Source organism: Chryseobacterium sp. PET-29 (assembly GCF_025736815.1).
GTDB lineage: Bacteria > Bacteroidota > Bacteroidia > Flavobacteriales > Weeksellaceae > Chryseobacterium > Chryseobacterium nepalense.
Window position 1 is genome coordinate 662,437 of the sequence record NZ_CP107053.1, and the last position, 24,977, is coordinate 687,413.

24 protein-coding genes are annotated in these 24,977 nt (G+C 36.2%); 11 read left to right on the forward strand and 13 right to left on the reverse strand.

Going from position 1 to position 24,977, the window contains the following annotated elements:
• Positions 1 to 780 precede the first annotated feature (780 nt).
• Entirely contained in the window at positions 781 to 2,373 is a 1,593-nt protein-coding gene (locus ODE14_RS02790) for a glycoside hydrolase family 10 protein (RefSeq protein ID WP_263602895.1), read from the forward strand.
• Positions 2,374 to 2,598: 225 nt separating this feature from the next.
• On the opposite strand, the gene ODE14_RS02795 is transcribed toward ODE14_RS02790, so the two are convergent.
• On the reverse strand, positions 2,599 to 2,925 hold the full coding sequence (locus ODE14_RS02795; protein WP_263602896.1) for a winged helix-turn-helix transcriptional regulator: 327 nt from the start codon (positions 2,923 to 2,925) through the stop codon (positions 2,599 to 2,601).
• A gap of 114 nt (positions 2,926 to 3,039) precedes the next feature.
• Between ODE14_RS02795 and ODE14_RS02800 the strand changes: the two genes are divergently transcribed.
• The 6 genes from ODE14_RS02800 (at position 3,040) to ODE14_RS02825 (ending at position 9,128) form a co-directional block, all read left to right on the forward strand.
• Complete coding sequence (locus tag ODE14_RS02800) at positions 3,040 to 3,813, forward strand: SDR family oxidoreductase (RefSeq protein ID WP_263602897.1); 774 nt, start codon at positions 3,040 to 3,042, stop codon at positions 3,811 to 3,813.
• A gap of 450 nt (positions 3,814 to 4,263) precedes the next feature.
• Positions 4,264 to 4,815, forward strand: a complete 552-nt coding sequence (locus ODE14_RS02805) for a ferritin (RefSeq protein ID WP_248393729.1) — start codon at positions 4,264 to 4,266, stop codon at positions 4,813 to 4,815.
• Positions 4,816 to 5,021: 206 nt separating this feature from the next.
• Positions 5,022 to 6,113, forward strand: coding sequence for a redox-regulated ATPase YchF (gene ychF / locus ODE14_RS02810; protein WP_263602898.1), 1,092 nt, complete (start codon positions 5,022 to 5,024; stop codon positions 6,111 to 6,113).
• 83 nt (positions 6,114 to 6,196) lie between these two features.
• Positions 6,197 to 7,282 carry a hypothetical protein gene (locus ODE14_RS02815; RefSeq protein ID WP_263602899.1) on the forward strand — a complete coding sequence of 362 codons (1,086 nt, stop codon included), beginning with the start codon at positions 6,197 to 6,199 and terminating at the stop codon, positions 7,280 to 7,282.
• A 45-nt stretch (positions 7,283 to 7,327) separates the two neighbouring features.
• The gene (locus ODE14_RS02820; RefSeq protein WP_263602900.1) at positions 7,328 to 8,275 is read left to right on the forward strand and encodes a helix-turn-helix domain-containing protein; all 948 of its coding nucleotides are present in this window, start codon (positions 7,328 to 7,330) and stop codon (positions 8,273 to 8,275) included.
• An 88-nt stretch (positions 8,276 to 8,363) separates the two neighbouring features.
• Positions 8,364 to 9,128, forward strand: coding sequence for an SDR family NAD(P)-dependent oxidoreductase (locus ODE14_RS02825; protein WP_263602901.1), 765 nt, complete (start codon positions 8,364 to 8,366; stop codon positions 9,126 to 9,128).
• A 462-nt stretch (positions 9,129 to 9,590) separates the two neighbouring features.
• Here ODE14_RS02825 and ODE14_RS02830 read toward each other — a convergent pair whose 3' ends face one another.
• The 5 genes from ODE14_RS02830 to ODE14_RS02850 form a co-directional block, all read right to left on the reverse strand.
• Positions 9,591 to 10,739: a methionine aminotransferase gene (locus ODE14_RS02830; protein ID WP_263602902.1), complete on the reverse strand. Its 1,149-nt coding sequence runs from the start codon at positions 10,737 to 10,739 to the stop codon at positions 9,591 to 9,593.
• A 90-nt stretch (positions 10,740 to 10,829) separates the two neighbouring features.
• The gene (locus tag ODE14_RS02835; protein ID WP_263602903.1) at positions 10,830 to 11,249 is read right to left on the reverse strand and encodes a DUF1573 domain-containing protein; all 420 of its coding nucleotides are present in this window, start codon (positions 11,247 to 11,249) and stop codon (positions 10,830 to 10,832) included.
• Positions 11,242 to 11,925, reverse strand: a complete 684-nt coding sequence (locus ODE14_RS02840; protein WP_263602904.1) for a hypothetical protein — start codon at positions 11,923 to 11,925, stop codon at positions 11,242 to 11,244. Before ODE14_RS02840 ends, ODE14_RS02835 begins: the two co-directional genes overlap by 8 nt.
• A gap of 122 nt (positions 11,926 to 12,047) precedes the next feature.
• Positions 12,048 to 12,236, reverse strand: coding sequence for a hypothetical protein (locus ODE14_RS02845; protein ID WP_263602905.1), 189 nt, complete (start codon positions 12,234 to 12,236; stop codon positions 12,048 to 12,050).
• A gap of 483 nt (positions 12,237 to 12,719) precedes the next feature.
• Positions 12,720 to 13,469, reverse strand: a complete 750-nt coding sequence (locus ODE14_RS02850; protein WP_263602906.1) for a DUF6261 family protein — start codon at positions 13,467 to 13,469, stop codon at positions 12,720 to 12,722.
• Between the two features lie 481 nt (positions 13,470 to 13,950).
• On the opposite strand from ODE14_RS02850, the gene ODE14_RS02855 reads away from it, so the two are divergent.
• From ODE14_RS02855 to ODE14_RS02870, 4 genes are read left to right on the forward strand one after another with little or no spacing between them, the layout of a single operon-like run.
• Positions 13,951 to 15,816, forward strand: a complete 1,866-nt coding sequence (locus tag ODE14_RS02855) for a DNA topoisomerase IV subunit B (protein ID WP_248393723.1) — start codon at positions 13,951 to 13,953, stop codon at positions 15,814 to 15,816.
• 56 nt (positions 15,817 to 15,872) lie between these two features.
• Positions 15,873 to 16,355, forward strand: a complete 483-nt coding sequence (locus tag ODE14_RS02860) for a hypothetical protein (protein ID WP_248393722.1) — start codon at positions 15,873 to 15,875, stop codon at positions 16,353 to 16,355.
• 3 nt (positions 16,356 to 16,358) lie between these two features.
• Positions 16,359 to 18,941, forward strand: coding sequence for a DNA gyrase/topoisomerase IV subunit A (locus ODE14_RS02865; protein WP_263602907.1), 2,583 nt, complete (start codon positions 16,359 to 16,361; stop codon positions 18,939 to 18,941).
• 12 nt (positions 18,942 to 18,953) lie between these two features.
• Positions 18,954 to 19,607 (forward strand): rhomboid family intramembrane serine protease, encoded by a 654-nt coding sequence (locus ODE14_RS02870; protein WP_248393720.1) that lies wholly within the window; start codon positions 18,954 to 18,956, stop codon positions 19,605 to 19,607.
• 56 nt (positions 19,608 to 19,663) lie between these two features.
• Here ODE14_RS02870 and gwsS read toward each other — a convergent pair whose 3' ends face one another.
• From gwsS to yaaA, 7 genes are all read right to left on the reverse strand, one after another.
• Positions 19,664 to 20,731 (reverse strand): grasp-with-spasm system SPASM domain peptide maturase, encoded by a 1,068-nt coding sequence (gene gwsS, locus ODE14_RS02875; RefSeq protein ID WP_263602908.1) that lies wholly within the window; start codon positions 20,729 to 20,731, stop codon positions 19,664 to 19,666.
• Positions 20,732 to 20,906: 175 nt separating this feature from the next.
• Positions 20,907 to 21,551 carry a grasp-with-spasm system ATP-grasp peptide maturase gene (gene gwsG / locus ODE14_RS02880; protein ID WP_263602909.1) on the reverse strand — a complete coding sequence of 215 codons (645 nt, stop codon included), beginning with the start codon at positions 21,549 to 21,551 and terminating at the stop codon, positions 20,907 to 20,909.
• An 8-nt stretch (positions 21,552 to 21,559) separates the two neighbouring features.
• Entirely contained in the window at positions 21,560 to 21,802 is a 243-nt protein-coding gene (locus ODE14_RS02885) for a hypothetical protein (protein WP_263602910.1), read from the reverse strand.
• Positions 21,799 to 22,683: a hypothetical protein gene (locus ODE14_RS02890; RefSeq protein WP_263602911.1), complete on the reverse strand. Its 885-nt coding sequence runs from the start codon at positions 22,681 to 22,683 to the stop codon at positions 21,799 to 21,801. The genes ODE14_RS02885 and ODE14_RS02890 overlap by 4 nt, the downstream gene beginning before the upstream one ends.
• 89 nt (positions 22,684 to 22,772) lie before the next feature.
• A complete protein-coding gene (locus tag ODE14_RS02895; RefSeq protein WP_263602912.1) occupies positions 22,773 to 22,988 on the reverse strand; it encodes a hypothetical protein in 216 nt (71 codons plus the stop codon).
• Positions 22,989 to 23,358: 370 nt separating this feature from the next.
• A complete protein-coding gene (prmC, locus tag ODE14_RS02900) occupies positions 23,359 to 24,210 on the reverse strand; it encodes a peptide chain release factor N(5)-glutamine methyltransferase (protein WP_263602913.1) in 852 nt (283 codons plus the stop codon).
• Positions 24,211 to 24,969 carry a peroxide stress protein YaaA gene (gene yaaA / locus ODE14_RS02905; RefSeq protein WP_263602914.1) on the reverse strand — a complete coding sequence of 253 codons (759 nt, stop codon included), beginning with the start codon at positions 24,967 to 24,969 and terminating at the stop codon, positions 24,211 to 24,213.
• Positions 24,970 to 24,977: the final 8 nt, after the last annotated feature.

A 24,977-nucleotide genomic window follows, 5' to 3' on the forward strand; every position in this document is an offset into this window, starting at 1 on the left:
AGATGCTTCCAGCATGACAATTTCCCGATGAAGTAAAAGCGCTCAGCATATTTACAAGCTTTAAAAAGTTTACGGAATAAGATCCGCTCCATCCGTGAAATCAGCGGGAGAATAAAAACTTAATTTGCTTTCTGTACCATTTCACCTCTTCGCTGAGTAGAACGCCTTTGCGTCCTTAAAAACGTTTAGTAGTTAAAAACTCTTTGCGTCCTTTGCGTTAAAAACATTTCGATATCAAGATGCTTACAGCATGACAACCTCCTGATAAAATAAAAGCGCTCAGCATATTTAAGCTTTAAACAGTTTATGGAATAAGATCTGCGCCATCCGTGAAATCAGCGGGAGAATAAAAACTTAATTTGCTTTCTGTACCATTTCACCTCTTCGCTGAGTAGAACGCCTTTGCGTCCTTAAAAACGTTTAGTAGTTAAAAACTCTTTGCGTCCTTTGCGTTAAAAACATTTCGATATCAAGATGCTTACAGCATGACAACCTCCTGATAAAATAAAAGCGCTCAGCATATTTACAAGCTTTAAACAGTTTACGGAATAAGATCTTCTGCGCCATCCGTGAAATCAGCGGGAGCATTTTATCTCTTCACGCTCTTCGCTGAGTAGAACGCCTTTGCGACCTTAAAAACACTTAGTAGTCAAAAAACCTTCGCGCGCTTTGCGTTTAAAAATACATTACTACTCAAAAAAATCTTTACGTTCTTAGCTTTTAACTAATTTTATTATCGTAATTTAAATCAACAAAATAAATTAATGTAGTTTTGCAGATATGAGAATAAATTACTTAAAACTAATCATATTATCAGGAGTTTTTACATCATTCATGGCTTGTTCCACACAGAATAATGCAGTAAAAGCTTCCATGCCTTCAAAAAATACCGCTAAAAATAAAACTTCACCACCAGCTGGCCCAAAACCGGAAGCTGTAATTCCGCCCGATGAAACCTTCAGGACGGTGCTCCCTGAAATTAAAAGAGAATTCCGCGGCGCCTGGATTGCCAGTGTGGCCAACATCAACTGGCCTTCAAGAAATAACCTTTCCGTTGATCAGCAGAAGGCAGAGGCGATCAGCATGCTGGATATGCTGAAAGATAATAATTTCAATGCCGTGATCTTCCAGGTGAGACCTTCCGGCGATGCTTTATACACCAGTAATATCGAACCTTGGTCCTACTTTCTGACGGGTAAGACCGGAACGGCGCCTTATCCCAATTATGATCCGCTGCAGTTCTGGATTGAAGAAGCCCATAAAAGAGGTCTCGAGCTTCACGTTTGGCTGAATCCTTACCGTGCCCATCATTCCAACGGAGGAACGCCCAACAGTTTGTCAATGGTGAATAAACTTTCGGACATTGTGATCAGATTGAAGAACGGAATGTACTGGTTTGATCCTGCTAATCCGAAAACCCAGGGCCACGTTTCCAATGTAGTGAAAGATATTGTAAAGCGTTATGATATTGATGCTGTTCATTTTGACGATTATTTTTATCCGTATGCTACCTACAACAAAGGAGCAGATTTTCCTGATAATGCAAGCTGGAACGAATATCTCAGAAACGGAGGGACATTATCAAGAGCAGATTGGCGAAGGGATAACGTAAACAAATTTGTGGAAAGGATCTATAAGGAAATCCATGCTGAGAAAAACTATGTCCGGTTCGGGATCAGCCCGTTCGGAATCTGGAAACCGGGTTATCCGCAGGGGATTGTAGGATCCTCTCAGTATGACGAATTATATGCTGATGCTAAATTATGGCTGAATAAAGGCTGGGTAGATTATTTCTCGCCCCAGCTGTACTGGCCGGTAGAATCAAAAGGGCAGCCTTTTGAACCTTTATTGCAATGGTGGAAATCAGAAAATACCTTAAACCGTCATCTCTGGCCGGGATTGAATACCGTGGAAATAAGATCTTCTGACCGCCCTGCAGAAATTAAAAATCAGATTAATATTTCAAGACAGGTGTTGGGAAATAATGCCGGCGAAATCCATTGGAGTATTGCCGGACTCACCAAAAATCCGGGCATGCTTCCGGCACTAAAGAACGGACCTTATAAAGAGAAAGCCCTGGTTCCGAAAACACCTTGGCTGAAAGCGATACCTTTACAGACACCAAGCCTGTTCATTAATGATAACGGAAGTTTTATACAGGTAAGCTGGAGTACAAAAAATATAAAGGAGGTTTTCCAATGGGTACTTTTTACGCAGTACAACGGTATTTGGGAAACCGAAATCCTGACGCTTGATCAGCTTTCAAAAGAAATTCCGAAGTCTAAAGACGGAAAAACCTTAAATGCAGTTGCTATAAAAGCTATCGACCGGTTAGGAAACGAAAGTGATTATACAGCAAAACAGATTAAATAAGTACTGAAGCTGTCTCAAAAATAGTAGTGAAGAATCTTAAACTTTTATTATAGAGATTCTTCGCTGCTCTCAGAATGACAACTATAACACAATCATCTGCGAAATCTGCGGGCAATAAAAAAATTCATCATTCCGCTTTGCTCTATTCAGAATAACAAAAAAACCACACGATCATCTGTGGCCATCTGAGAAATCTGTGGTTGAAAAAAGATTCTTTTTCAATAATCAGATCACATATTCAACGCCCCATTTATGCAGTTCGTTAATAATAGGTTCTAATTTTTCGCCTTTTGTCGTTAAAGTATACTCAACCGTTGGAGGAACCGTTGCAAATACCTCTCTAATCACAATTCCGTTGGCTTCCATATTCTTCAGTTCTTTCACGAGCATTCGGGTACTGATATTGGGAATAAGCCTTTCCAGTTCACTGAAACGTTTTTTACCGGTGAACAGTGCATAAATGATGGACATCGACCATTTTCCGCCAATAACGCCCAGTATTTCCTGAAGCGCACATTTTTCTTCAGGATGTTCTATATTTTTTTTAGCCATAACTGATTGATTATGTTTAATACTTTACTTTATGTTATTACTATACATTGTTGTAACTACTTGCAAAAGTAAAGTATTGTAATTTACTTTGCAACTCATTTAAACAAAAAAAATATGAATCATTCATTAAAGGAAATGGTTGCTCTGGTAACAGGAGGAACAAAAGGCATTGGCAAAGCGATCGCCGATCGTTTAAGCAATTCAGGTATTCAGGTGGTAATAACAGCCCGTAAAGCTCCTGCAGAAAATAAAGAAGGACAATATTTTATTCAAGCAGATCTTGCTGAGCCTGAAAGTGCGAAAATCATTGCTGCGGAGATTCTGGAAAAATACGGAAGAATAGATATTATCGTTAATAATGCGGGAGCCAATTTAAGTCCGGGCGGAGGTTTCAGTACACTTTCCGATGAGCACTGGAATAATGACTGGCAGACGAATTTTATGTCGGTGGTACGGATCAACAAAGCATTATTGCCGGTAATGATCGAACAAAAAAGCGGAGTGATTGTAAACATTTCTACGGGAGCGGCGAAACTGCCGGTGTGGGAAATGACCATGTCATATTCTTCCGCAAAAGCAGCACTGAACGCTTACAGTAAAGCATTGGCCAATGAAGTGGCCGCCCATGGAATCCGTGTTAATGTAGTATCGCCCGGATTGGTAGAGACACCGCTCATGCTGGAATTCATTCAGAATATGGCGCAGTCATCTTCCGTTACGCCGGAAGAAGCTTATCAATCAGTCATGCAAAAGCTGAATGTTCCGATGGGAAGAATGGCTGAACCTGATGAAGTTGCAAGTCTTGTCGCTTATCTTGTTTCCCCTGAAGCGAAATACATCACAGGAGTGAATTATTCGGTTGATGGAGGTGCTTTACCTACGATCTGATATTTAAAATAAATGACGGAAACAAATTCCCCTCCTTTGGATGGGTGGATTCGACCACAGGGAGAAGACGGGTGGTTCTGTAAAGTTGAATTGTAAAATTAATGACATTCACCCTAGCCTCGATTGCAGAGAAAATCCTTTTTGCATGTTTCGACAGGCAAAGCCTGACAGCGGTGGGGTGCAAAAAGATTGCAACGGAAAGCGGGAAAAGCTCCCTAAAAAGTATAAATAGACATTCAGCGAAGTCAGAAATCTTCGGAAGATTGAAAAGCATTGCTGACAAAAACTGACGATCCATAAGTACAGAAGTTTAGAATAACTATAAATTGTTTATGTAAAATTAAGATATTCAATGTTTTATAAATACCACAAAAACAAAATAGGGTGATCAAATCTTCTCGGAATCATTTTTGCATCGTATTGATTCATAATCACTAAAAAATATGAATTATGAATACCAACAGACTTTCCGAAGCGATGGAAAAAGCGCTTAGTGATCAGATGAATAAAGAGATCCATGCATCACATGTTTTTTTATCTTACGGAATTTGGGCAGACGATAAAGGATACCAGGGAATTGCCAATTTCCTTTACAGACACGCGCAGGAAGAAAGAAACCATTCCATCAAATTTATGGAATATGTTCTGAACAGGGGAGGAAAACCGAAAGTGGAAGCTATACCTGCTCCACCAGCCGATCCTGAATCTCTTACCGCATGTTTTGAAGGCGTATTCAAACACGAAGTGGACAATACGACTGCGATTTACAGACTGGTAGATATGGCATTAGAGGAAAAAGACTGGGCGACATGGAACTTTATGCAGTGGTTCGTTCAGGAACAGATCGAAGAAGAAACCCTTGCGATGAACCTTATGGATAAACTGAAAATTGCAGGTGGTGACCGTGCTACTGACGAGTCTCTGTTTACTTTAGATAAAACGCTGGAAAATGCACCAAACGATGTTCCGCTTGCTCAGGAAGCGACGGGTGACAATCCATAAAACAATTCCGGTGAATTCAATACATAAAAATCTGTCAGGTTGCTGGCAGATTTTTTTATTATGAAACTCCCTTTAAAATCACTATCTTTGCACACTCATAATTCAAAGATTATAGTTTCGGGTTTAATTTGATGTTTATATAAACTTTAAGCCTAACTCTAAACATTAAACCTTGAATTTTAAACATTAAATTTGAATCTAACGTTATGAAATGTGGAATCGTAGGCTTACCGAATGTAGGTAAATCAACTCTTTTTAACTGTCTGAGCAACGCAAAAGCCCAGTCGGCCAACTATCCTTTCTGTACCATAGAACCCAACCTGGGAACAGTTTCCGTACCGGACCAGAGATTGTTTGAGCTGGAAAAAATAGTAAAACCTGAAAGAGTTTTGCCGGCGGTTGTAGAAATCGTGGACATTGCAGGATTGGTGAAAGGAGCGAGCAAGGGAGAAGGACTGGGGAACCAGTTTTTGGCCAATATCCGCGAATGTGAAGCCATTATACACGTATTAAGATGTTTTGATAACGGAAACATTGTACACGTAGAAGGTTCCGTAGATCCGTTAAGAGACAAAGAAATAATCGATATCGAGCTTCAGCTGAAAGACCTTGAAACCGTTGGAAAAGCGGTTGAAAAAGCTAAGAAATTCATTAAATCCGGAAAGAAGGAAGATATTCTGACGTATGAAACGCTTCAGAGCCTTCAGAAATTTTTGGAAGACGGTAAAAACGCCAGAGAATTTTCAACGGATGATTTTACTAAAACAATCATCGGAGAAGTTCAGCTGCTGACTAATAAACCGGTGCTTTACGTTTGTAATGTGGATGAAAACTCCATTAAAAACGGAAACGAATGGATCGGCAAAATTGAAGAAATGGCTAAAAACGAAGGAGCGGAAGTAGTGGTATTGGCTGCTCAGATTGAAGCAGATATCAACGAACTGGAAACCTACGAAGAAAGAGAGATTTTCCTTGAAGAATTGGGACTTACAGAACCGGGTGTTAACCGTCTGATCAGAAAAGCTTATGATCTGTTAAAACTTCAGACCTATTTTACGGCAGGAGTTAAGGAGGTAAGAGCCTGGACGATTGGGCAGGGATGGACGGCGCCTCAGGCGGCTGGAGTAATCCACACCGATTTTGAGAAAGGTTTTATCCGTGCAGAAGTTATTAAATATGATGATTATATGCAGTACGGTTCCGAAGCGAAAGTAAAAGAAGCCGGAAAGCTTTCTGTTGAAGGTAAAGAATATATTGTGAAAGATGGCGACATCATGCACTTCAGATTCAACGTATAAGAAAATATTAAAGTTAGTTATAGAAAAACGCTTCCGATCTATTTTGGGAGCGTTTTTTGCATTCATGTCCGAAACTTTTATTCATGAAGCTTATATATTTTCTCGCATTTATATTCCTTTTTTCGTGTTCGGAAACTGTGGAAGACCGTTGCTTTGCCGGTTTGAAAGAGAAATTAACTTTCTATCAGGAAAAAAAGCCCTTTACCGTAGATCAGATCATGGAGAATAAACCGGATTATCTTGAAATTATACATCTTAAAAAATACCGGTCCTTTAAACAAGATAGTATTGAATCAATACACCGTTATGAATCCGATGAAGTTCAGGAGGAAAGATGGAAGGCGCATCAGAAAGAATATAAAGTATTTAAAGATTACTTTTCAGACCAATTTTCTTTCTCTCAAAAACAGCAGTTCGGAAACAAACTGTATGCATTAGGAACAAATAATCTTGGCTTCTGGCTGCTTGCTATTGAAAATAACAAATCTTCCGCATACTTTTTGGGTCTGAGTTTTAGTCATTATTATATTAATACTATTCAGCAAAAACCCATTATCAATGGTGGTTTTCTTGAATTGGAAGGTAGTCTCGTAAAAATAGTGAAGGTTCCCGGATTGCCTGGATATGATGACTATTCAGCGATCCGTGACGGTAATTTTTTCAGAATAAATTTAAAAGATCTTATACAAGATACGGATCATGATGGCTACAATGATATTTTTGAGAAATGCTTTGGTCTGAACCCTGATGATAAAGATTCTGACGGTGACGGAATTAATGATTTTGATGACCTTAATCCCATGTTCATATCTTCGAAAAATAAGTTTACCGAGCTTTATGAATTATTGATGCTTCAATATGGAGACACTGAAGGTAATTTAAATAAAATGCATTACACATTCACTGTTTTTGAAAATGATTGCGATTACTTTCACCAGGTCAGTACGGATTACAGGGTTTTATTTATACCGGAAAACGACAATAAGAAAACCTATTATGTGAAGATGACAGATGTCACAAGCGATACGATTTCCAAAATAAAGAAAGATAAAAACAATCCGGATCAATATTATATCTCAAAATCAGGCAGCAGTTATGAGCGTGACTATTCTGCAGAATACAAAAACGGGAAATGGGAGCTTGAAATGATCGGAGGAATTGACATTTAATTTTATATTCAATATTTCGTACATTTGAATTATACAAATTTAGATATGGAAAAAACAGCACATACTTCCTATGCATCACTGGATGATTTTTACCGTGAAATGACTTCCAAGCTGGGAGCGGATATCGAAAGTATATTTCCCAAAGGCCTGCATAAAGAAATCGGGCATTTTAATGTATTTGATATTGCGCAGACCATAGAAAAGGTGAAGCTTACTTCCGAAATGCCCTACAACAGGAGAAAATATTATAAGATAAGCCTGATAAGAGGTAGAAACAGAGCGGAATACGCAGATAAAATCATTCAGATAAAAAACAATGCTTTATTGTTTGCAACTCCGAAAGTTCCTTACCACTGGATTCCCGAAGACAATAACCAGTCAGGAAGTTTTTGTGTATTTACCGAAGATTTCTTTATTAAAGATAAATCATACAACACCCTCGAAGACCTGCCGATCTTCCAGCCCGGAAATATTCCTTTATTTGAAATTGATGATGAATTGGCAGACGAAATCGAACAGCTGTACCTGAAGATGAAAAAAGAAATAGACTCCGATTATATTTTTAAATATGATCTGATCCGGAATTACGTGCTGGAGCTTATTCATTACGGACAGAAACTGCAGCCTGCCTCAAAATTATCAACCTCCAATGATGCTTCTCTAAGGGTAGTTTCCCTCTTTATCGAATTGCTGGAAAGACAGTTTCCCATCGAGTCCTCCGACCAGAGACTACAGCTGAAAACTGCAAAAGATTACGCCGACAGGTTAGCGGTTCATGTGAATTATTTAAACAAAAAACTAAAAGAAAGCACCGGAAAAACCACAACGGAAATCATTGCCGAAAGAATTGTGCAGGAAGCGAAAATTATGCTCAGGCAGACCCGCTGGAATATCTCCGAAATTTCTTATGCTCTGGGTTTTGAAGAGATCGCCCATTTTTCCAACTTCTTTAAAAAGAAAACTTCACTGGCACCGATGGAATTCCGTTCGTGATTTGAATTTTGCAAATTTCAGTTTGATTAAAGCAAACGGTCGCGGCCCGAAATAGCTGAACTTTGTTTCATCAAAAAAATAAAACATAATGGAAGCAAGAACAAAAATTGCATTAGTTACAGGCGGAAGCCGTGGTTTAGGAAGAAATTCAGCAGTTAAGATCGCTCAGAAAGGCCTAGATGTCATTATCACTTATAATAGCAACAAAGAAGAAGCGGACAAAGTAGTAAGTGAAATCCAGGCATTGGGAAGAAAGGCCATTGCTTATCAGCTCAACACGAAAGATACAGGAAGCTTTGACGCTTTTGTAAAAACGGTAGGAGATCATCTTGAGGAAAATACAGGCAGCAGAAATATCGATTTTCTGATCAATAATGCCGGAACAGCACTGTATGCACCGATTCCTGATGTTACCGAAGAGCAGCTGGATGATGTGGTTGATATTCACTTCAAAGGCGTATTTTTCCTGACCCAGAAATTTTTACCGTACATGAATGATAACGGAGGAATCATCAATATTTCTTCAGGCCTGGCTCGATTTGCATTACCGGGATCTTCTGTATACGGCTCGATCAAAGCGGGCGTTGAAATGTTGACAAAGTATATGGCTAAAGAGCTGGGTCCAAGAAAAATTAAAGTAAATGTTGTGGCACCGGGAGCGATAGAAACGGATTTCGGAGGAGGAAGAACAAGGGATGATGAGCATATTAATGCCATGGTTGCAGCCAATACAGCTTTAGGAAGAGCAGGATTACCGGACGATATCGGTGGAGTGGTGGCTTTCCTCTGTACTGAAGATGCTGGATGGATCAATGGCCAGAGAATTGAAGCGTCCGGCGGAATGTTTTTATAATAATAATTAAAACGGGTGATTGAGGTTCTCAAAATCATCGGTTTTAAATTGGTAATTGATACTGTCAAAATCACCAATTTAGAAAAAGAGGCCCTGAAACTACACTATCGCCTGTGAAAATCCGTGCAACGCGTGGAAGTTTTAACCACAAAGTCACAAAAGCTTTTTAAACACATGAGCCACATTAGATGTAGGGATAAAGTTTTGCGTATATTTTAGAACACATAAGTTTTTAAAAAATCATTGATTTTTTTTCTGATGTGGTCTACAATATTTTCAACAAATCAAAAAATTTTCTGTGACTCTTGTGTAAATACAATTCTATGTGAAAAGCCTCAGGTTCATCGGTGGCTATTATTCTCGAAATTTGTGGCTCAGGTTTTCGGAATCACAAAAAAAAGTGACTGAGGTTCTCTGAGTCACAAAAAAGGTGGCTGAGGTTCTCGAAGCCACCTTTTTTATTTATATTTTACACAAATTGTCGATTGCTTTTTCCAACGTTTCCTGTTTTTTGGCAAAGCATAGTCGGATCACATGTTCGTTCCGCTTATTTTGATAAAAAGATGAAAACGGAACGCTGGCTACTTTATGAGTAATGGTAAGCTCCCGTGCAAAATCAATATCCCTCTTATCGGATATTGCATCATATTTCAAAGCCTGAAAATACGTTCCTTCACAATCCAGCAGCTCAAACGAAGTATTCGATAATCCTTGTCTTAAAAAATCTCTTTTTTCCTGAAAGAAGGCGCTCAAACCCTTGTAATGATCAGGGTTTTTCATGTATTCTGCCAAAGCAAGCTGCATCGGTGTATTAACAGAGAAAACATTGAACTGGTGCACTTTTCTGAATTCATTCATCAGGTTTTCCGGAGCGGCGCAATATCCTGTTTTCCAGCCGGTCACATGAAACAGTTTTCCGAAAGAAGCCACCAGCAGACTTCTTTCTTTCAGTTCCGGGTATTTGCAGATGCTTAAATGCGGTTTCCCGTCAAAAATTATATTTTCATATACTTCGTCACTTAATATAAGAATGGAAGTGTCTTTAACAATTGAAATCAGTTGCTGAATGTCATATTCTTTTAAAATTTTTCCGGCAGGATTGTTAGGATTGTTGATGATGATCATTCTTGTTTTTTTCGTAACCAGATTCTTTACGGTGTCCCAGTCGATTTCATAATCCGGGGCTTTCATTTCAAAACGTTTTACAATGCCACCGAAAAGCTCAACCGTAGGTTCGTAGCAGTCGTATGCGGGTTCAAAAATAATCACTTCATCATCTTTCTTTATAAAACTTGCAATCGCCGTAAAAATAGCCTGCGTACCTCCTGCGGTGACCGTGATTTCCAGATCCGGATGATAAACTGCCTGATGGGCACTCTCGATTTTTTTGGCGATTTCTTCCTTTAAACCGATCATTCCGCCCATCGGCGCATACTGGTTAAATCCTTTTTTGATAAAACGATCAACATAGTTTAACAGCTCAGGATCCGGCATGAAATCCGGGAATCCCTGTGATAGATTAATCGCCTCGTTTTCATTGGCAAGCTGTGTCATCTGGCTGAATATGGTTGTTCCTACGTTGGAAAGCTTTGACAGTGGGAGTTGTATCATGAAAGTCTTTTAGAATACCGAATTTAATTCAAAATTTTTAATATTAGGATATACAGTTGTATTTTGACTTAAATAGTGTCAAAGATTTAGTTATTTAACAATTCCCTTCAAAGTCAAAGGTAATATTGTATCGAATTTTGAAATGCTTTTATCTGTTATTAAAAAAAACTTTTTAATAGTAGCTCCACTATCATTATACTTAGTAGGATCATATTTAATTTTTATAAAAACAGTATCATTTTTAAAGTAAAGCCCTTTTTTTACATTGCTTTGAGTACAATCACAACCTTCTTTTACTCCATATACTTTCAAACTATCATATTTAGAATTAATATACCTGAAAGTATATTCATATATTACGTTTTTATTTTTATCAAAAGTACCAAAATCATGTATTAAATTTTCTTTGTCTCCGTTAAAAACTACTTTTTCAGAAGTTTTATAGGTGAGCAAACATAAAATTATTAATATTAAAAAGGCAATAATAATATATAGATATTTTTTATTCACTGGTGTTTTTTCTTTTTTTAATGTAAACCTCTAATCCCATCATTACATTAGTGTACGCTCCAGATTTTTTTGAAAGACTAAATGCTCCCCAACCAATTTTTTCATCGTAGCGAGTGTAGGTTAATATTTCATTATAAGTTGTTAATCTAACGGAAGGACCAATGTTTTTATCTTTAACCCCGTCATGCAGCCACTTCACAGCGACCAAAACTCCTTCTTCAGGAAAAGAAATATGGTAATTTTCAACATTAATTTTTACATTAGTTCTTTTTCTGTTTTTGGGAGTATAGATAATTTGTTGAGTATTTAACTTTTCACCCGGCTCACCGGTTAAAGCATTAATTTTGTAAAAATTAATCTCTAAGTCAACAAGTTTATAGTCGGAATCTGTTTTATGTAAGAATAAAACGACATTACTTATTCTACCTTTTTGTTTTAAATTATTTTCAAACCTAAGCCCCATTTCGTAGGAAGAAGGAGAGTTACCAATTGCTAATCGACTGTTAATTTCTTGTTTTAACCCATATGCATAATCTATTTTCTCATAATCTTTGTCATTGATTACAACAGTCTCTATATCTGTATATTTTTCCGTTAAGGTATCTTTTTTGAATTCTTGCTGAGCATTAATAAATAAACTCATCGTAATTAGAAAGACTTGTAGTATATTTTTCATTATTCTTAATTATAAAAGCAGCTACCTCAAAACTGCTATATTGTATTTATATCTGAAAATTATTCTTTTTTGAATAATTTTCAAATTTATTTTGAGGTAGCTTTAGAGTTATGAATCAGCTATTATGCAAACCCAGGTCCGCAACCAATAAGCCTTGGTTCTTCTTCCCATTCGATTAAACCCCACAATATACTATGAGTTACAATCTGGTAGTAACATCCTGCGGAATCTTTCCAGATGTAGCCACCTGTTCTTGCTTGTATTTGATTGTTTGTTAAAGATGCACTTGCCATAAGTGCAAAAGCTGACATAATAACTAGCTTTTTCATGTTTTTAAAGAATTTTAATTTTTTTTCACCTACTTATTTTGTTTAATTCTTCAACAGAGAGATTTTAAACTTTTCTTCCAAAAGCAAAATATATCATGCTTATTTAAGAAGGCTGGTTTTCGGCTCGTCCTGCCCGTTTTCAATATTTTATCAGTCTGTTCGGTTTTTTAAAATTTTCTGTGCTGTCCTTTTAATACGCAAAATAAAAACGGAACATCTTTAAAATATTTTCAAGTATTTCGTCTCTTATTATTTAAATCACTTACTTGTAAAAGAAAAGAAGCTCCCTCCGGTGTTTTTGTTTCAGACGTTTCCGAAGACCCATTCCTTTGGGCGGTCTCATTTCGGAATTCCCCGACCATGTTATCCTTTTGGCGGGATCCATTCGGAGAATTCCGAAAGCCTGCTCTTTTCGGCGGAACGGCTTCGGCTGCTCCCGATACCTTCCTCCCTTGGGCGGTAGCTCTAGGAAGGCGTTTGCGGAGATTCTGGGTTTTGGTCTTCACCTCCGCTTTCTTTCGTGCTGGTATATTTGGTAACGGCAAGATTATATTGATTTACCAGGCTGCTGAGCTTTGCAATTAACTGATCGTATTCTGTACTCGGGGTAAGCAAAGCATGGGCTTCTATATGCTGTTTCAGCGTTCGGTAGGCTTCTGTAGATATTATTCTGGCATTAGCCAGTACGCCTGTTTCTACTTCCGAAAGCTGTACGGTTCGGGCAACATATTTGTCATTAAAATTTTGGTTGGAAGTTTTTAATTCATTTACCCAGGCAGTGAGCTGCAGCTGGGAAATTTTGTCGCTGTGTTTTTCTTCCCACTCTGCCAGGATGCTATTGATGGTTGCCGTTTCCAGCTGGTACCGAAGCTTGTAAATACGTTCCCCGAAACGGTTGAGAATGTCTAAAAGAGCAAAAGCATTGTTTTTAATGATAGGATCGAAGTGGTACTGCCATGCCTCCAGCATCATTTTGATGCCAATAACGGCGTTGTCTCTCTGAGCATCCAGCGCTTGGATTTCTGGTGTAATATCACTGCCGGTATAAGGCAGATAGGCATTGTTGAAATTTTGTGCTGCTGTTTGCAGGGCTGTTCGTTGATTGCCCAGATTTAATTGGTTGGCAATGGTTTGAGGTAATAATTCCAATACATTGTTTACAAATTGTAAAAAGTCTCCATTGCGGTACTTTTCCAGATTGGCGGTTGTAATCATAAGTGTTTTATTTTAAAATTGAATTGTAAATTTAAAAATTTTAGATAAGCAACCAAATTTAAAATTCACTTTCACTGGAGATATTTTTGTTTTTTTACAGCTTGTATTTAATTATAAGGTATTATAAACCAAGCTAATATCGGAAAGTAATCAAAAGATTCAATAGTTTTCTTCAAATTGTTACTTGTAAGTTATATCTATAAATAGTTTACAAAATTTAAACATTATAACAATAGTTTATTTTGGATGTTTATTTCAATTTGCCAAAAGCAGAGTTGAAAATTCCACAATATTATCTTATTTCCTGATTAAAGTTTTAATTAAATTCGGTTTATTATTTTTTTATTTTGTGAAATAAAGTAATTACAGGTTTGTACTTGTAAAACCGTGGGTTTTCAGCAAAATATTCGTGAAAAATAATGTAAAACCTTCGGATATATTTCTTCAATTTCGTATTTTTGTATGTTTGCTGAAATTACATATGTCACAAGAAATAAATCCAATCTATTCCGAAGATAATATCAGAACCCTCGATTGGCAGGAACACATCCGTTTGCGCCCCGGAATGTACATCGGGAAGCTGGGAGACGGTTCTTCTGCCGATGATGGTATATACATTTTACTTAAAGAAATACTGGACAACTCCATTGATGAGTTCAGGATGAAATCCGGTAAAAGAATCGAAATAAAAGTAGATGACGGTAAGGTTACCATCCGTGATTTCGGAAGGGGTATTCCACTTGGAAAAGTAGTGGATGCTGTTTCTAAAATGAATACCGGGGGTAAGTACGACAGCAAAGCTTTCAAAAAATCCGTTGGTCTGAATGGAGTAGGTACAAAAGCGGTAAATGCACTTTCCGAATATTTCCGCGTCCGCTCATTCCGGGACGGGAGGTTAAAGATGGCTGAGTTTTCCAAAGGAATGATCACCGAAAATTACGATGAAAAAGATACCTCAGACCGAAACGGAACCGAGATCTCTTTTATTCCGGACGGCGATATTTTCCTGAATTTTAAATTCAGAAAAGAATACATCGAAAGAATGCTCCGGAATTACGCATACCTGAATCCCGGGCTTAAAATATTTTTCAACGGCGAAACTTTTTATTCCGAAAACGGACTTAAAGATTTGCTGGAAGAGGAGCTGGAAAATGAAACACTTTATCCTATCGTTCATCTGAAAGATAATGATATCGAAGTGGCAATCACGCATACGGATAAATCCCAGACGGAAACGTATTTTTCTTTCGTTAACGGGCAGAACACTACGCAGGGAGGGACGCATCTCAATGCTTTCCGTGAAGCTTATGTGAAAACAATCCGTGAATTCTTCAATAAAAATTTCGACGCTTCGGATGTCAGAAAATCAATTGTAGCGGCAATTTCCATCAATGTGGAAGAACCTGTTTTTGAATCTCAGACCAAAACAAAACTGGGTTCAAATGATATCGGACCAAACGGGCCTACCGTAAGAACTTTTGTAATTGATTTCCTGAAGAGTAAACTCGATAATTTTTTACATAAAAATCCTGAAGTAGCAGAGGCTATTCAAAGAAAAATTTTAATTTCCGAAAGAGAAAGAAAAGAACTTTCCGGAATTCAGAAGCTGGCCAGAGAACGGGCTAAAAAAGTTTCTCTTCACAATAAAAAGCTTCGGGATTGCAGGCAGCATTACAATGATCAGAAGAATGAAAGAAAAGGGGAAACCCAGATCTTCATTACAGAAGGGGATTCTGCATCAGGATCCATCACAAAATCCAGGGATGTAGAAACACAGGCCGTATTTTCATTAAAAGGTAAGCCTTTAAATTGCTACGGATTAACGAAAAAAGTAGTGTATGAAAACGAGGAATTCAATCTGCTGCAGGCTGCCCTGAATATTGAAGAAAGCTTGGAAGACCTGAGGTACAATCAGGTGATTATCGCCACGGATGCTGATGTAGACGGGATGCACATCCGCCTGCTGATGATCACATTCTTTTTACAGTTCTTCCCGGATCTTATCAAAAACGGACACCTTTACATTCTTCAGACCCCATTATTCAGGGTAAGAAATAAAAAAGAAACAAGGTACTGTTATTCTGAAGCGGAAAGAGTTAAAGCGTTGAATGAATTAGGGAAAAACCCTGAAATAACACGATTTAAAGGTCTGGGTGAAATTTCCCCGGATGAATTCAAGCATTTTATCGGGAAAGACATCCGTCTGGAGCCCGTAGTGGTGGGAAAAGATCAGACGATTGATCAGCTGCTGGAATTTTATATGGGTAAAAATACACCGGACCGACAGGTTTTTATTTTGGAAAACCTCGTAGTAGAAGATCCTGAGATTGATAAAAAAGAAGTATGAGTTGAAATATTGCAGATGAAAAAATAAAATCGATAAACCACAAAAACACAAAAAATATGAGACTTAGTAACCGTAAAAAAACTTCGGTATACAACTTTATCAACACAGTGCTGATCATGCTGCTGGCAGCCGGTACCGGCGCCTACTTTCTGGAAGAGAACAAATTCAACGTCTTAGGGAAAGAAAGTTTGCTGCTGATCGCCGTACCGTTGCTTTTAATCGTATTGTTTTATCTCAGCGGAAGGCAGATTTTTGAATACGACAGTGAGGGAGAAGCTCTTCATTTCAGGAACAGAAATGTAATTCCTTTTCTGCAAAAGCCTCTGAATGACGAATTCCCAAAGTATAAACTGCTGAAATTTGAGATTATCAATATGTTTTTTGTGAAAAGACTGTACATTTCAATCTCCAGTAAAAACAATGGTACTACCCTTTTAAAATACGAGATTTCATATCTTACAAGAAAAGAACTTGCAGATTTGAGATTTTCTTTAAATAAAGTGACCAAAACAAATAAAGAGAACAGAGCTAATATATAAATAATGACAGAAGAACACCCGCACGAAGGTGAAAGCCTAAAGAAAGTTTCCGGGCTTTATAAAGACTGGTTCCTGGATTATGCTTCTTATGTAATTTTAGACCGGGCCATTCCGTCGGTTTATGATGGTTTTAAACCTGTTCAGCGAAGAATCATGCATTCGATGCGTGAGCTGGAAGACGGACGTTACAATAAAGTAGCCAATATTGTTGGAAATACCATGAAGTACCATCCCCATGGTGATGCTTCCATTACGGATGCCATGGTGGGAATTGGGCAGAGAGAACTGCTGATAGACACCCAGGGGAATTGGGGGAATATTTATACCGGTGACTCTGCGGCTGCAGCAAGATATATTGAAGCACGGCTCACTCCTTTTGCGCTGGAAGTGGTTTTTAATCCGAAAACTACAGAATGGGCAAAATCATATGACGGCAGAAATAACGAGCCGATTGATCTTCCTGTAAAATTCCCGTTGCTGCTGGCACAGGGTGTGGAAGGAATCGGGGTGGGGCTCTCCACTAAAATTCTTCCTCATAATTTTAATGAATTAATCAGTGCTTCCGTTGCTTATCTTAAAGGGAAAAAATTTGAACTGTTCCCGGATTTTTTAACGGCTGGTTATCTGGATGTTTCTGAATATAATGACGGACATAGAGGCGGAAAAGTACGAGCCAGGGCAAAAATATCACCGCTGGATAAACATACGCTGATCATCACAGAACTTCCGTATTCAAAGACGACAAGTGATCTTATTGATTCCATTCTCAAAGCCAATGAAAAAGGAAAGATTAAGATTAAAAAAATTGAGGACAATACCTCGGACAAAGTAGAAATTCTGATTCATCTTCATAATGATGTTTCTCCGGATAAAACTATTGATGCCTTGTATGCATTTACGGATTGTCAGGTTACGATTTCACCGAATGCATGTGTGATTGTTGGAGATAAACCAATGTTCATGAATGTTTCCGATATTTTAAAAATGAATACTGATCATACGGTTTCATTGCTTAAAAAAGAACTGGAAATCGAACTTCACGAGTTGCAGGAAAGCTGGCATTTTTCTTCCCTCGAAAGAATTTTCATTGAAAACAGGATCTATCACGACATTGAAGAAGTGAAAACCTGGGAAGATGTGTTGAAAACCATCGATAAAGGATTAAAACCTCACACCGCGCATCTTTTAAGAGCAGTTACAGAAGAAGATATTTTAAGATTAACGGAAATTAGAATCAAAAGAATCTCAAGATTCGATTTAGATAAATTTAAAGAAAATATTGCGGCACTTGAAGGTAAAATCGAAATGGTAAAACACCATCTGGATAACCTTGTTCAGTATGCTATTGATTATTACCTCAATATTCAGAAAAAATACGGAAAAGACCGCCAGAGAAAGACAGAGCTCAGGATTTTTGATACCATTGATGCCACTAAAGTGGCAGTGGCTAATGAAAAATTCTACGCCAACTTTGAGGAAGGCTTTATCGGAACTTCGCTCAAAAAAGATCAGTATTTGTTTGACTGTTCGGATATAGATGATATCATCACTTTCAGAAAGGACGGAAGCATGAAAGTCGTAAAAGTGGAAGCAAAAACATTTATCGGGAAAGATATTCTGCACGTTGCCATCTGGAAGAAAAATGATAAAAGAACGGTGTATAATATGATCTACCGAGAAGGCAGGGAAGGTCCGTATTACATGAAGCGCTTCTCTGTGACGGGAGTTACCCGAAATACGGATTATCCTTTGGCTTCAGACAAAAAAGGTTCGGAAGTACTGTATTTCTCCGCCAATCCAAACGGAGAAGCAGAAACGGTGTCTGTTCTTTTAAAACCGAATCCAAGAATCAGGAAGAATAAAATGGATGTTGATTTTTCCGAACTCGCCATCAAAGGCCGGGATTCCAAAGGAAACCTGGTAACCAAATATTCGGTGAAAAAGGTAGACCTAAAAGAAGAAGGTGTTTCTACGCTTGCACCGAGAAAGATCTGGTTTGATGATACCGTGCGAAGACTGAATGCCGACGGGCGCGGTACTTTGCTGGGAAGTTTTAAAGGCGATAATAAAATACTGACCATTAATACGAATGGCGAAGCAAAGCTTGTTTCGTTTGACCTCGGAAACCGTTTTGACGATCAATATCTGGTATTGGAAAAGTGGAAACCGAACCAACCGGTAACGTGTATTTATTTCGATGGTGAAAAAGATATTTATTTCATTAAGAGATTCTTATTTGAAAACACTCCGAATGTCCAGACCTTTATGCCTTCGGAACATCCGAAATCATTTATTGAAAACGTAATTGTTGCCAACGGCGCTACTGCCGAAATTATTTTCGCTAAAGATAAAGGCAAGGAGAGAGAGCCCGAAACCATAAATATTGATGAGTTTATTGCCGTAAAAGGGATTAAAGCGATCGGAAACCAGTTTACGAAATTTAAAGTAAAGACCATTAACATAACTGTTCCGGAGCCTGAAGAGGAAGAACCTGAAGTATACGAAGACACGGAGCCAACAGCCGGAATGGATGAAGATGGCATGATTGGTGATCTTTTCCAAAGTGAAGACAATTCCGATAATTAAATTTAAGAAAATATGAATATTTTAATACTCATTATAGCAATTACCGCGATCATAAGCTTCGTTGCACCCAACGGCAGCAGTAATTTCGAAAAATATAAATTCAATGTAGGAGCTATCCTCAACAGAAAAGAATATATTCGCCTGCTTTCTTCAGGATTTCTGCATGCCGATATTTTTCATCTTTTGTTTAATATGATGACGCTTTACTTTTTCGGGCCGGTGGTGATGCAGGCATTTGGTAATTTTGGCTTTATCCTGATTTATTTGGGATCCATCTTACTTGGGAATATATTTTCACTTTTTGTATACCAGAGACAGCCTTGGTATTCTGCAATTGGAGCAAGTGGCGGAGTTTCGGGAATTTTGTTCGCTTCAATCGCCATGATTCCTCACCTTGAAATTTATATGTTTTTTATTCCGATAGGTATTCCGGGATTTGTATTCGGGCTTGTGTATTTCAGCTATTCCGTTTATATGATGCTGAATCCTAATCAACATGATAATATTGGCCATGCTGCACACTTGGGAGGTGCCTTTTTTGGGCTGGTGTATGCGGTTGCTGTTCAGCCGCAGGCTGCGATCGCCAACTCTCTTTATTTGGGGATTATGTCGCTCCCGCTGATTTATCTCGCGTATGAAATCTTTGTACGTAAAAGGATAGGATAGTTTAAAATTAAATGATAAAAAAGTAAAACCAATGAACAATTTCATTGGTTTTTTATTTAAATGCCATAATACTTAATAGCCCTTTGCTTTAATGGATTGGTACTCCATTCTTGCCATTTGCCAGTGTGTGGATCGTAGCCACATTTCAGAGGTTTAGAAATGTCCAGTCCATCATTACTACTATGCGATTGTTCTGTAAATGCTCTACAGTCTGTACAAATATATCGGAATTCACAATCTTTACAGACTTCAATATTATCTTTTGTCAGACTCCAATATTTTTTGAAATCTTTATGCTGTAAAGCTTCTTCTAATCTTGTATCTTTAATATTTCCATAACTTTTACACATAGCAGGACAGTTTTTAATATTACCGTTTATATCTATGGCAATTTTTTTATACAGGCAAGAATTATAGTTAATTGCCTCTAAAACCTTAGGAAGGTTAGTGTTAAAATATTGTAAATCTACTTTTCCACAAGAATTTTTATTTATTTTTTCTTTTACAAATGATATTGTAAACTTGTATTTATCTTTTATTTTAAATGGAATCTTATTGCAGTCATAAAAAGAAAAACTATAAATTCTTTCGCAAAAATCTTCTATTTCTTCAAAAAATAATTCATTGTGAAATTCTTTATACTGAGAAATAAGCTCTATTGATGTTACAGATGAATTTTTAAATATTTGTTCAATAAATTTAATATCTGAAACAGTTAAAACATTGTTATAGTGAATTACAATATATTCAGTCCCTAAATTTGATAATGATTGATTTACTTTAGATAAAGTACTTATATTATCAATTTCTAAATAAGCATTAGTAATAATATTTGGAGTGTAAAATTGATAGGATAGTGAAGGAAAATTTTTATCCCAGTTATCCTTTGTAATGAATCCATATTCTTTATCTAGAAGTATAGCTATATATTCTTTTACAAATTCTTGCGATTCTTTATCATATAAATTAATAGTATCTTCTATTGAATTTTTATTAAGATCTTCTATTATATTGTTAAGCTCTAGTGGGAATAATTCTACTTCGTTTCTTTGTAAGTCGTTGATGAGAATTCGTCCGACACCTTTAGTAATAAAAATATTACTAAATAAATTAAAATAGTCCATAAAAGTCTTGTGATTGATTTATATGGTCTTTTTCTAATAAGGTATTCTGTCTGAAATTTTTCACATTCAACAAAAAATGTTAAGGTAGATTTACTTTTGACCTTGACCATTTTTTTTGAAAATTCAATATACTTAAATGTAAGTGGGAGCAAGTTTTTTTCGTTAATAATTTTTTTCATAAAGTTCTTGCAATTTCATAATCTAAATTGTAATTACAATAAAATGAAACATTTCCAAATTGTCCAATAGGATTTACTTCTAAAAAATAAATATTGTTATTACTCTTAATAAAATCAATAGAACCGGAATTTAAATCCAGTTTATTCATTAAAGCTTTGATTTTTTCCTCAATATTTTTTGGAAGGTTATACCTGACATTTCTATTAGGCTTTTGCTTATTGTATTTGCGATAATCTATTTTTGTTTGATTATCATTTTGCGAAAATATTGCCATAGACCAAATTCTTCCGTTTAAATAAAATGATCTTATCTCGAAATCTTTTTCAATATTTTCTTGAAAAAAAGTAATATAAAAATCTTCTTTTTCTTTATTCTTAACCATTGAAGTATACATAACCCCATAATATTCTTCAAACTTTAAAATACCATTACCCGCAATAGGCTTAATTATATATTTATCAACATCTATATCATCAGTAGTTTCTGCTAAAAAGTATTCAGGAACGTCAAAACCAATATCTTTTGCAGTGTTTAAAATAGTCAATTTATTAACATGATAATTAGTTTCTTTATTAATATGACTTTTATTTTCGAGATAATTTCTCACATAATTTTCTAACCAGTGCTGGTGTTCATTCATATGAAGATCTACGGCAAAGTTGTCATATTTTTTTCTTGTAATTTTAATCCGCCTCTTCTATACCATACATGTGTAATTTCATCAATAAAAAAACAGTTTCTATTACTTTCAATATATATGCGTTTTTCTTTTATTCTAATTGTAAAAATCTCATCTTCATGAACACGAATAAATTTTTTTCCAAATGAAATAAGCCAACGTATAACTTCATTTGTGGTCCTTTCATTATTTTCTGAAATTATAAGTATCATTTTAATTTTTTTAAATAATCGGAGTTAATTTTTCGGCTGTGCTTAAGACTTGGTAAACCAATATCCCTTCGATTTTTATTGATTTGTAAACTGTCTTTAATATTTGAATTGCTGACATTACAATAAACACATTCTTTACCCTCAATAAAAGCTCTCTTATCAATCATTTCTGCATAATCTTCTGGAGTACATTCTCCTTGTTTCACATATTCATAAATCTTCTCTTTAAAATAGTTGTAATCTTTGTTATCTAATCCTGCCATATGATTCAAAATATTTCCCATAGGCATAAAAATATCATTATTTCCCCACAGTCCTATTGTATTAACTGATGGAAAGCCAAAATTATTAAATGTCCAAAGAAATAATTCCGAATTTTTTTTATCATTAATAGTTTGCAATTTTTCAATGTATTTAGGTGTTCGAAATTCCTGATTTCGAAAGAAAGCTATAGAAAATGAATCTACTAATTTCTTATTAAGACTTTTTTTCCAGGTAGTTATACGATTTTCTAGTTCAATACTATCGATATCATATTTTTTAAATATTGAGATTAGGTACTTGTCATACTTATTGTACTTCCAATTGGGAGCGATCAATGGAATTAGTTTATATAAACTTTCTTTGCCTCCAAAATTTTCATTACGTTTATCAGAGAGGGTAATATAAGTTTGAAACTCATTAATTAGATGGGAATTATGGGGAGGATATTTTTTAAATAATTTTCTATATTTTTCAATCGTTGTAAGTGTATCATTTTTTAGTCTATATATATTATCAATATCATTTACCTTATTTAAATAGTTAATATGATTTTGTTTTTTTATTTGACAGGAAAAGAAAATAAGTAAACTAATAAAGAAAAATAGGTTTTTAATCATGTGTAGAGTTAAAAGAAATGGTTGAGAGTATCATGAAGAAACAATAATATTTTAAAACTGTCCTATGAAAATAGGACAGTAATTTTTTATTATTTTGTAATAATAGTTGAATCAGCGCAATCATCTGTTAAACACTCTTGACGTTGAACGTGTACACCATCTACATAAGTGTCAATATCCGAACAATTCCATTGACTAATTGAAGATTGTGACCAAAAATCATTTGTAAAACCTGGTGACCCTCCAAATATCGAATCTAAACTTTTTAATCTTTTGTTTTCTAATGAAGAAAATCTTTTCTTCATTCCTGTTAATTTTTTTATTTAAAAATTTTATGCCATATAAGCCCTGACATAGGGAATTTTAATATAGTTGTTTTGTGCACAAACAAAAAATATTAAGTGAGTTATCAATATTGAAGCGCTAAAACTAAAAATAAAAATTTAATAATGAAAAATAAAATTTGATTTTTTTTATTTTTTGCAAAATAGATGTGTTGAATGTGTTAATTATGCTTAAAATATGAGGAATTGTCAAAATTATTTTGTTTGGACCGGTAATATTCAAAGATCCAGTCCTTCTAGGAAGAATTAATAAATGTTATCTCCGAAATAACTTCTGTAATTCTGGAAGTGTCGGTATCGTGTATTTTGATTTCCATTAAATTTGGTTTTATTACTTTCTTCCAAAAATAAACCGGTCATTTCCGGATAAATCTTTTATCAGTTCTGCTTCTGCAAAATCTTTGGCGTACAACTCCAGCGTTTCAGGGCCCAATTTTTGATTAATTTCAAGAAATAGTAATCCATTGTCTGCTAATTGTTTTTGAGCATCTTCAGCAATTTTCCGGTAAAAAATCAGGGCGTCTGAGGTCGGCGAAAAGAGCGCCATTTCTGGTTCAAAACCTTTTACGGAATCTTCAATTTCGTCCTGTTCATCAATTCCGATATAGGGCGGATTGGAAATGATCACATCAAATTGTTCTTCCAGGACAAAATTAAGGTAATCGGCATGGATGAAATTGATGTTCAGTTGATGGAAATCAGCGTTCTTTTTTGCCACTTCCAGAGCTTTTTCAGAATAATCAACAGAAGAAACTTTAGCATCAGGAAAGTGTTTCTTCAAAACCAGAGGAATAATTCCACTTCCCGTTCCGATGTCGAGGATTTTCATGCTTTCAATTGGTAATGCTGAGGCATGAATTTTTTTTATAGCCAATTCCAGCAATTCTTCCGTTTCCGGCCGGGGAATAAGGACATGTTCATTCACAAAAAAAGACATTCCGTGAAATTCCGTTTCACCCAGGATATATTGGTAAGGCTTGCCTGTTTTTAATTCAGAAAGAACTTCAGACAGCTTTTTCTCATCATCAAGCAACAGTTCCTGATTTGAGAATCTTCTCTGGTAAAAAGAATTAAATCCTGTAATTTTTTCAATAAAAATGAAACTTAAAAAAGCGTTTTCGGAATCGGTATACAATCCGGAAAGCTCTGTTTTAAAATGTTTTTTATATTCTGAAATCGTCATTTATCTTGTAAAAACCAGTTTGGTATCTGTTGATTTATCTTCATCGATTCTGTAGCCTTCGTAATTAAATGCTTTAACATCATTCAGCGTTTTAGCATTGGTTTCAGCACAGAAGCGTACTACCATTCCTCTGGCATGTTTGGTATATACGACGATGGTTTTTGGTTTTCCGTCCTTTAATTCATAGAAGTCAAAATCAATAACTGTATGATTGAGCTTTTTCCGGTCAACCACTTTAAAATATTCATTGCTGGCCAGATTAAGAAGAATTTCATTCTTTTTCATTTCAGCATTCAGCTGATCTGTGATTTTCTCTTTCCAGAATTCGTATAGATTTTTATAATTTTCAAATTCAAATGGCCGTCCCATTTCCAAACGATACAGCATGACTTTATCCGAAGGCCTCAGCAGCCCGTATAAGCCGGAAAGAATCCTGTGGTTTTTCTGCAGGTAATCCACCGCATTTTTATCCAGTGTTTTGGAATCTAAACCCCTGTAGACCTCACCGGTAAAGGCATAGAGTGCCGGAGCAGATTCTTTTGCCGTAGGTTTTGCTTTCCATTTCTGGTTCCTTTCCCAGTTTTCATCCGCCAGCTTGGTTGAAATTTCCATCAACTCTGAAAGGTATTTCGGTGATTTTTCTTTGAGATAAGACTGTATGTAAGCTGCATCATCAATGAATTTCGGAACTGTTGTTTTCAGCAGATCCGTAGTATTTTCAGTATTCATCAATTTGGCAGGTGAGGTAAGTATTTTCATAGTTAAAA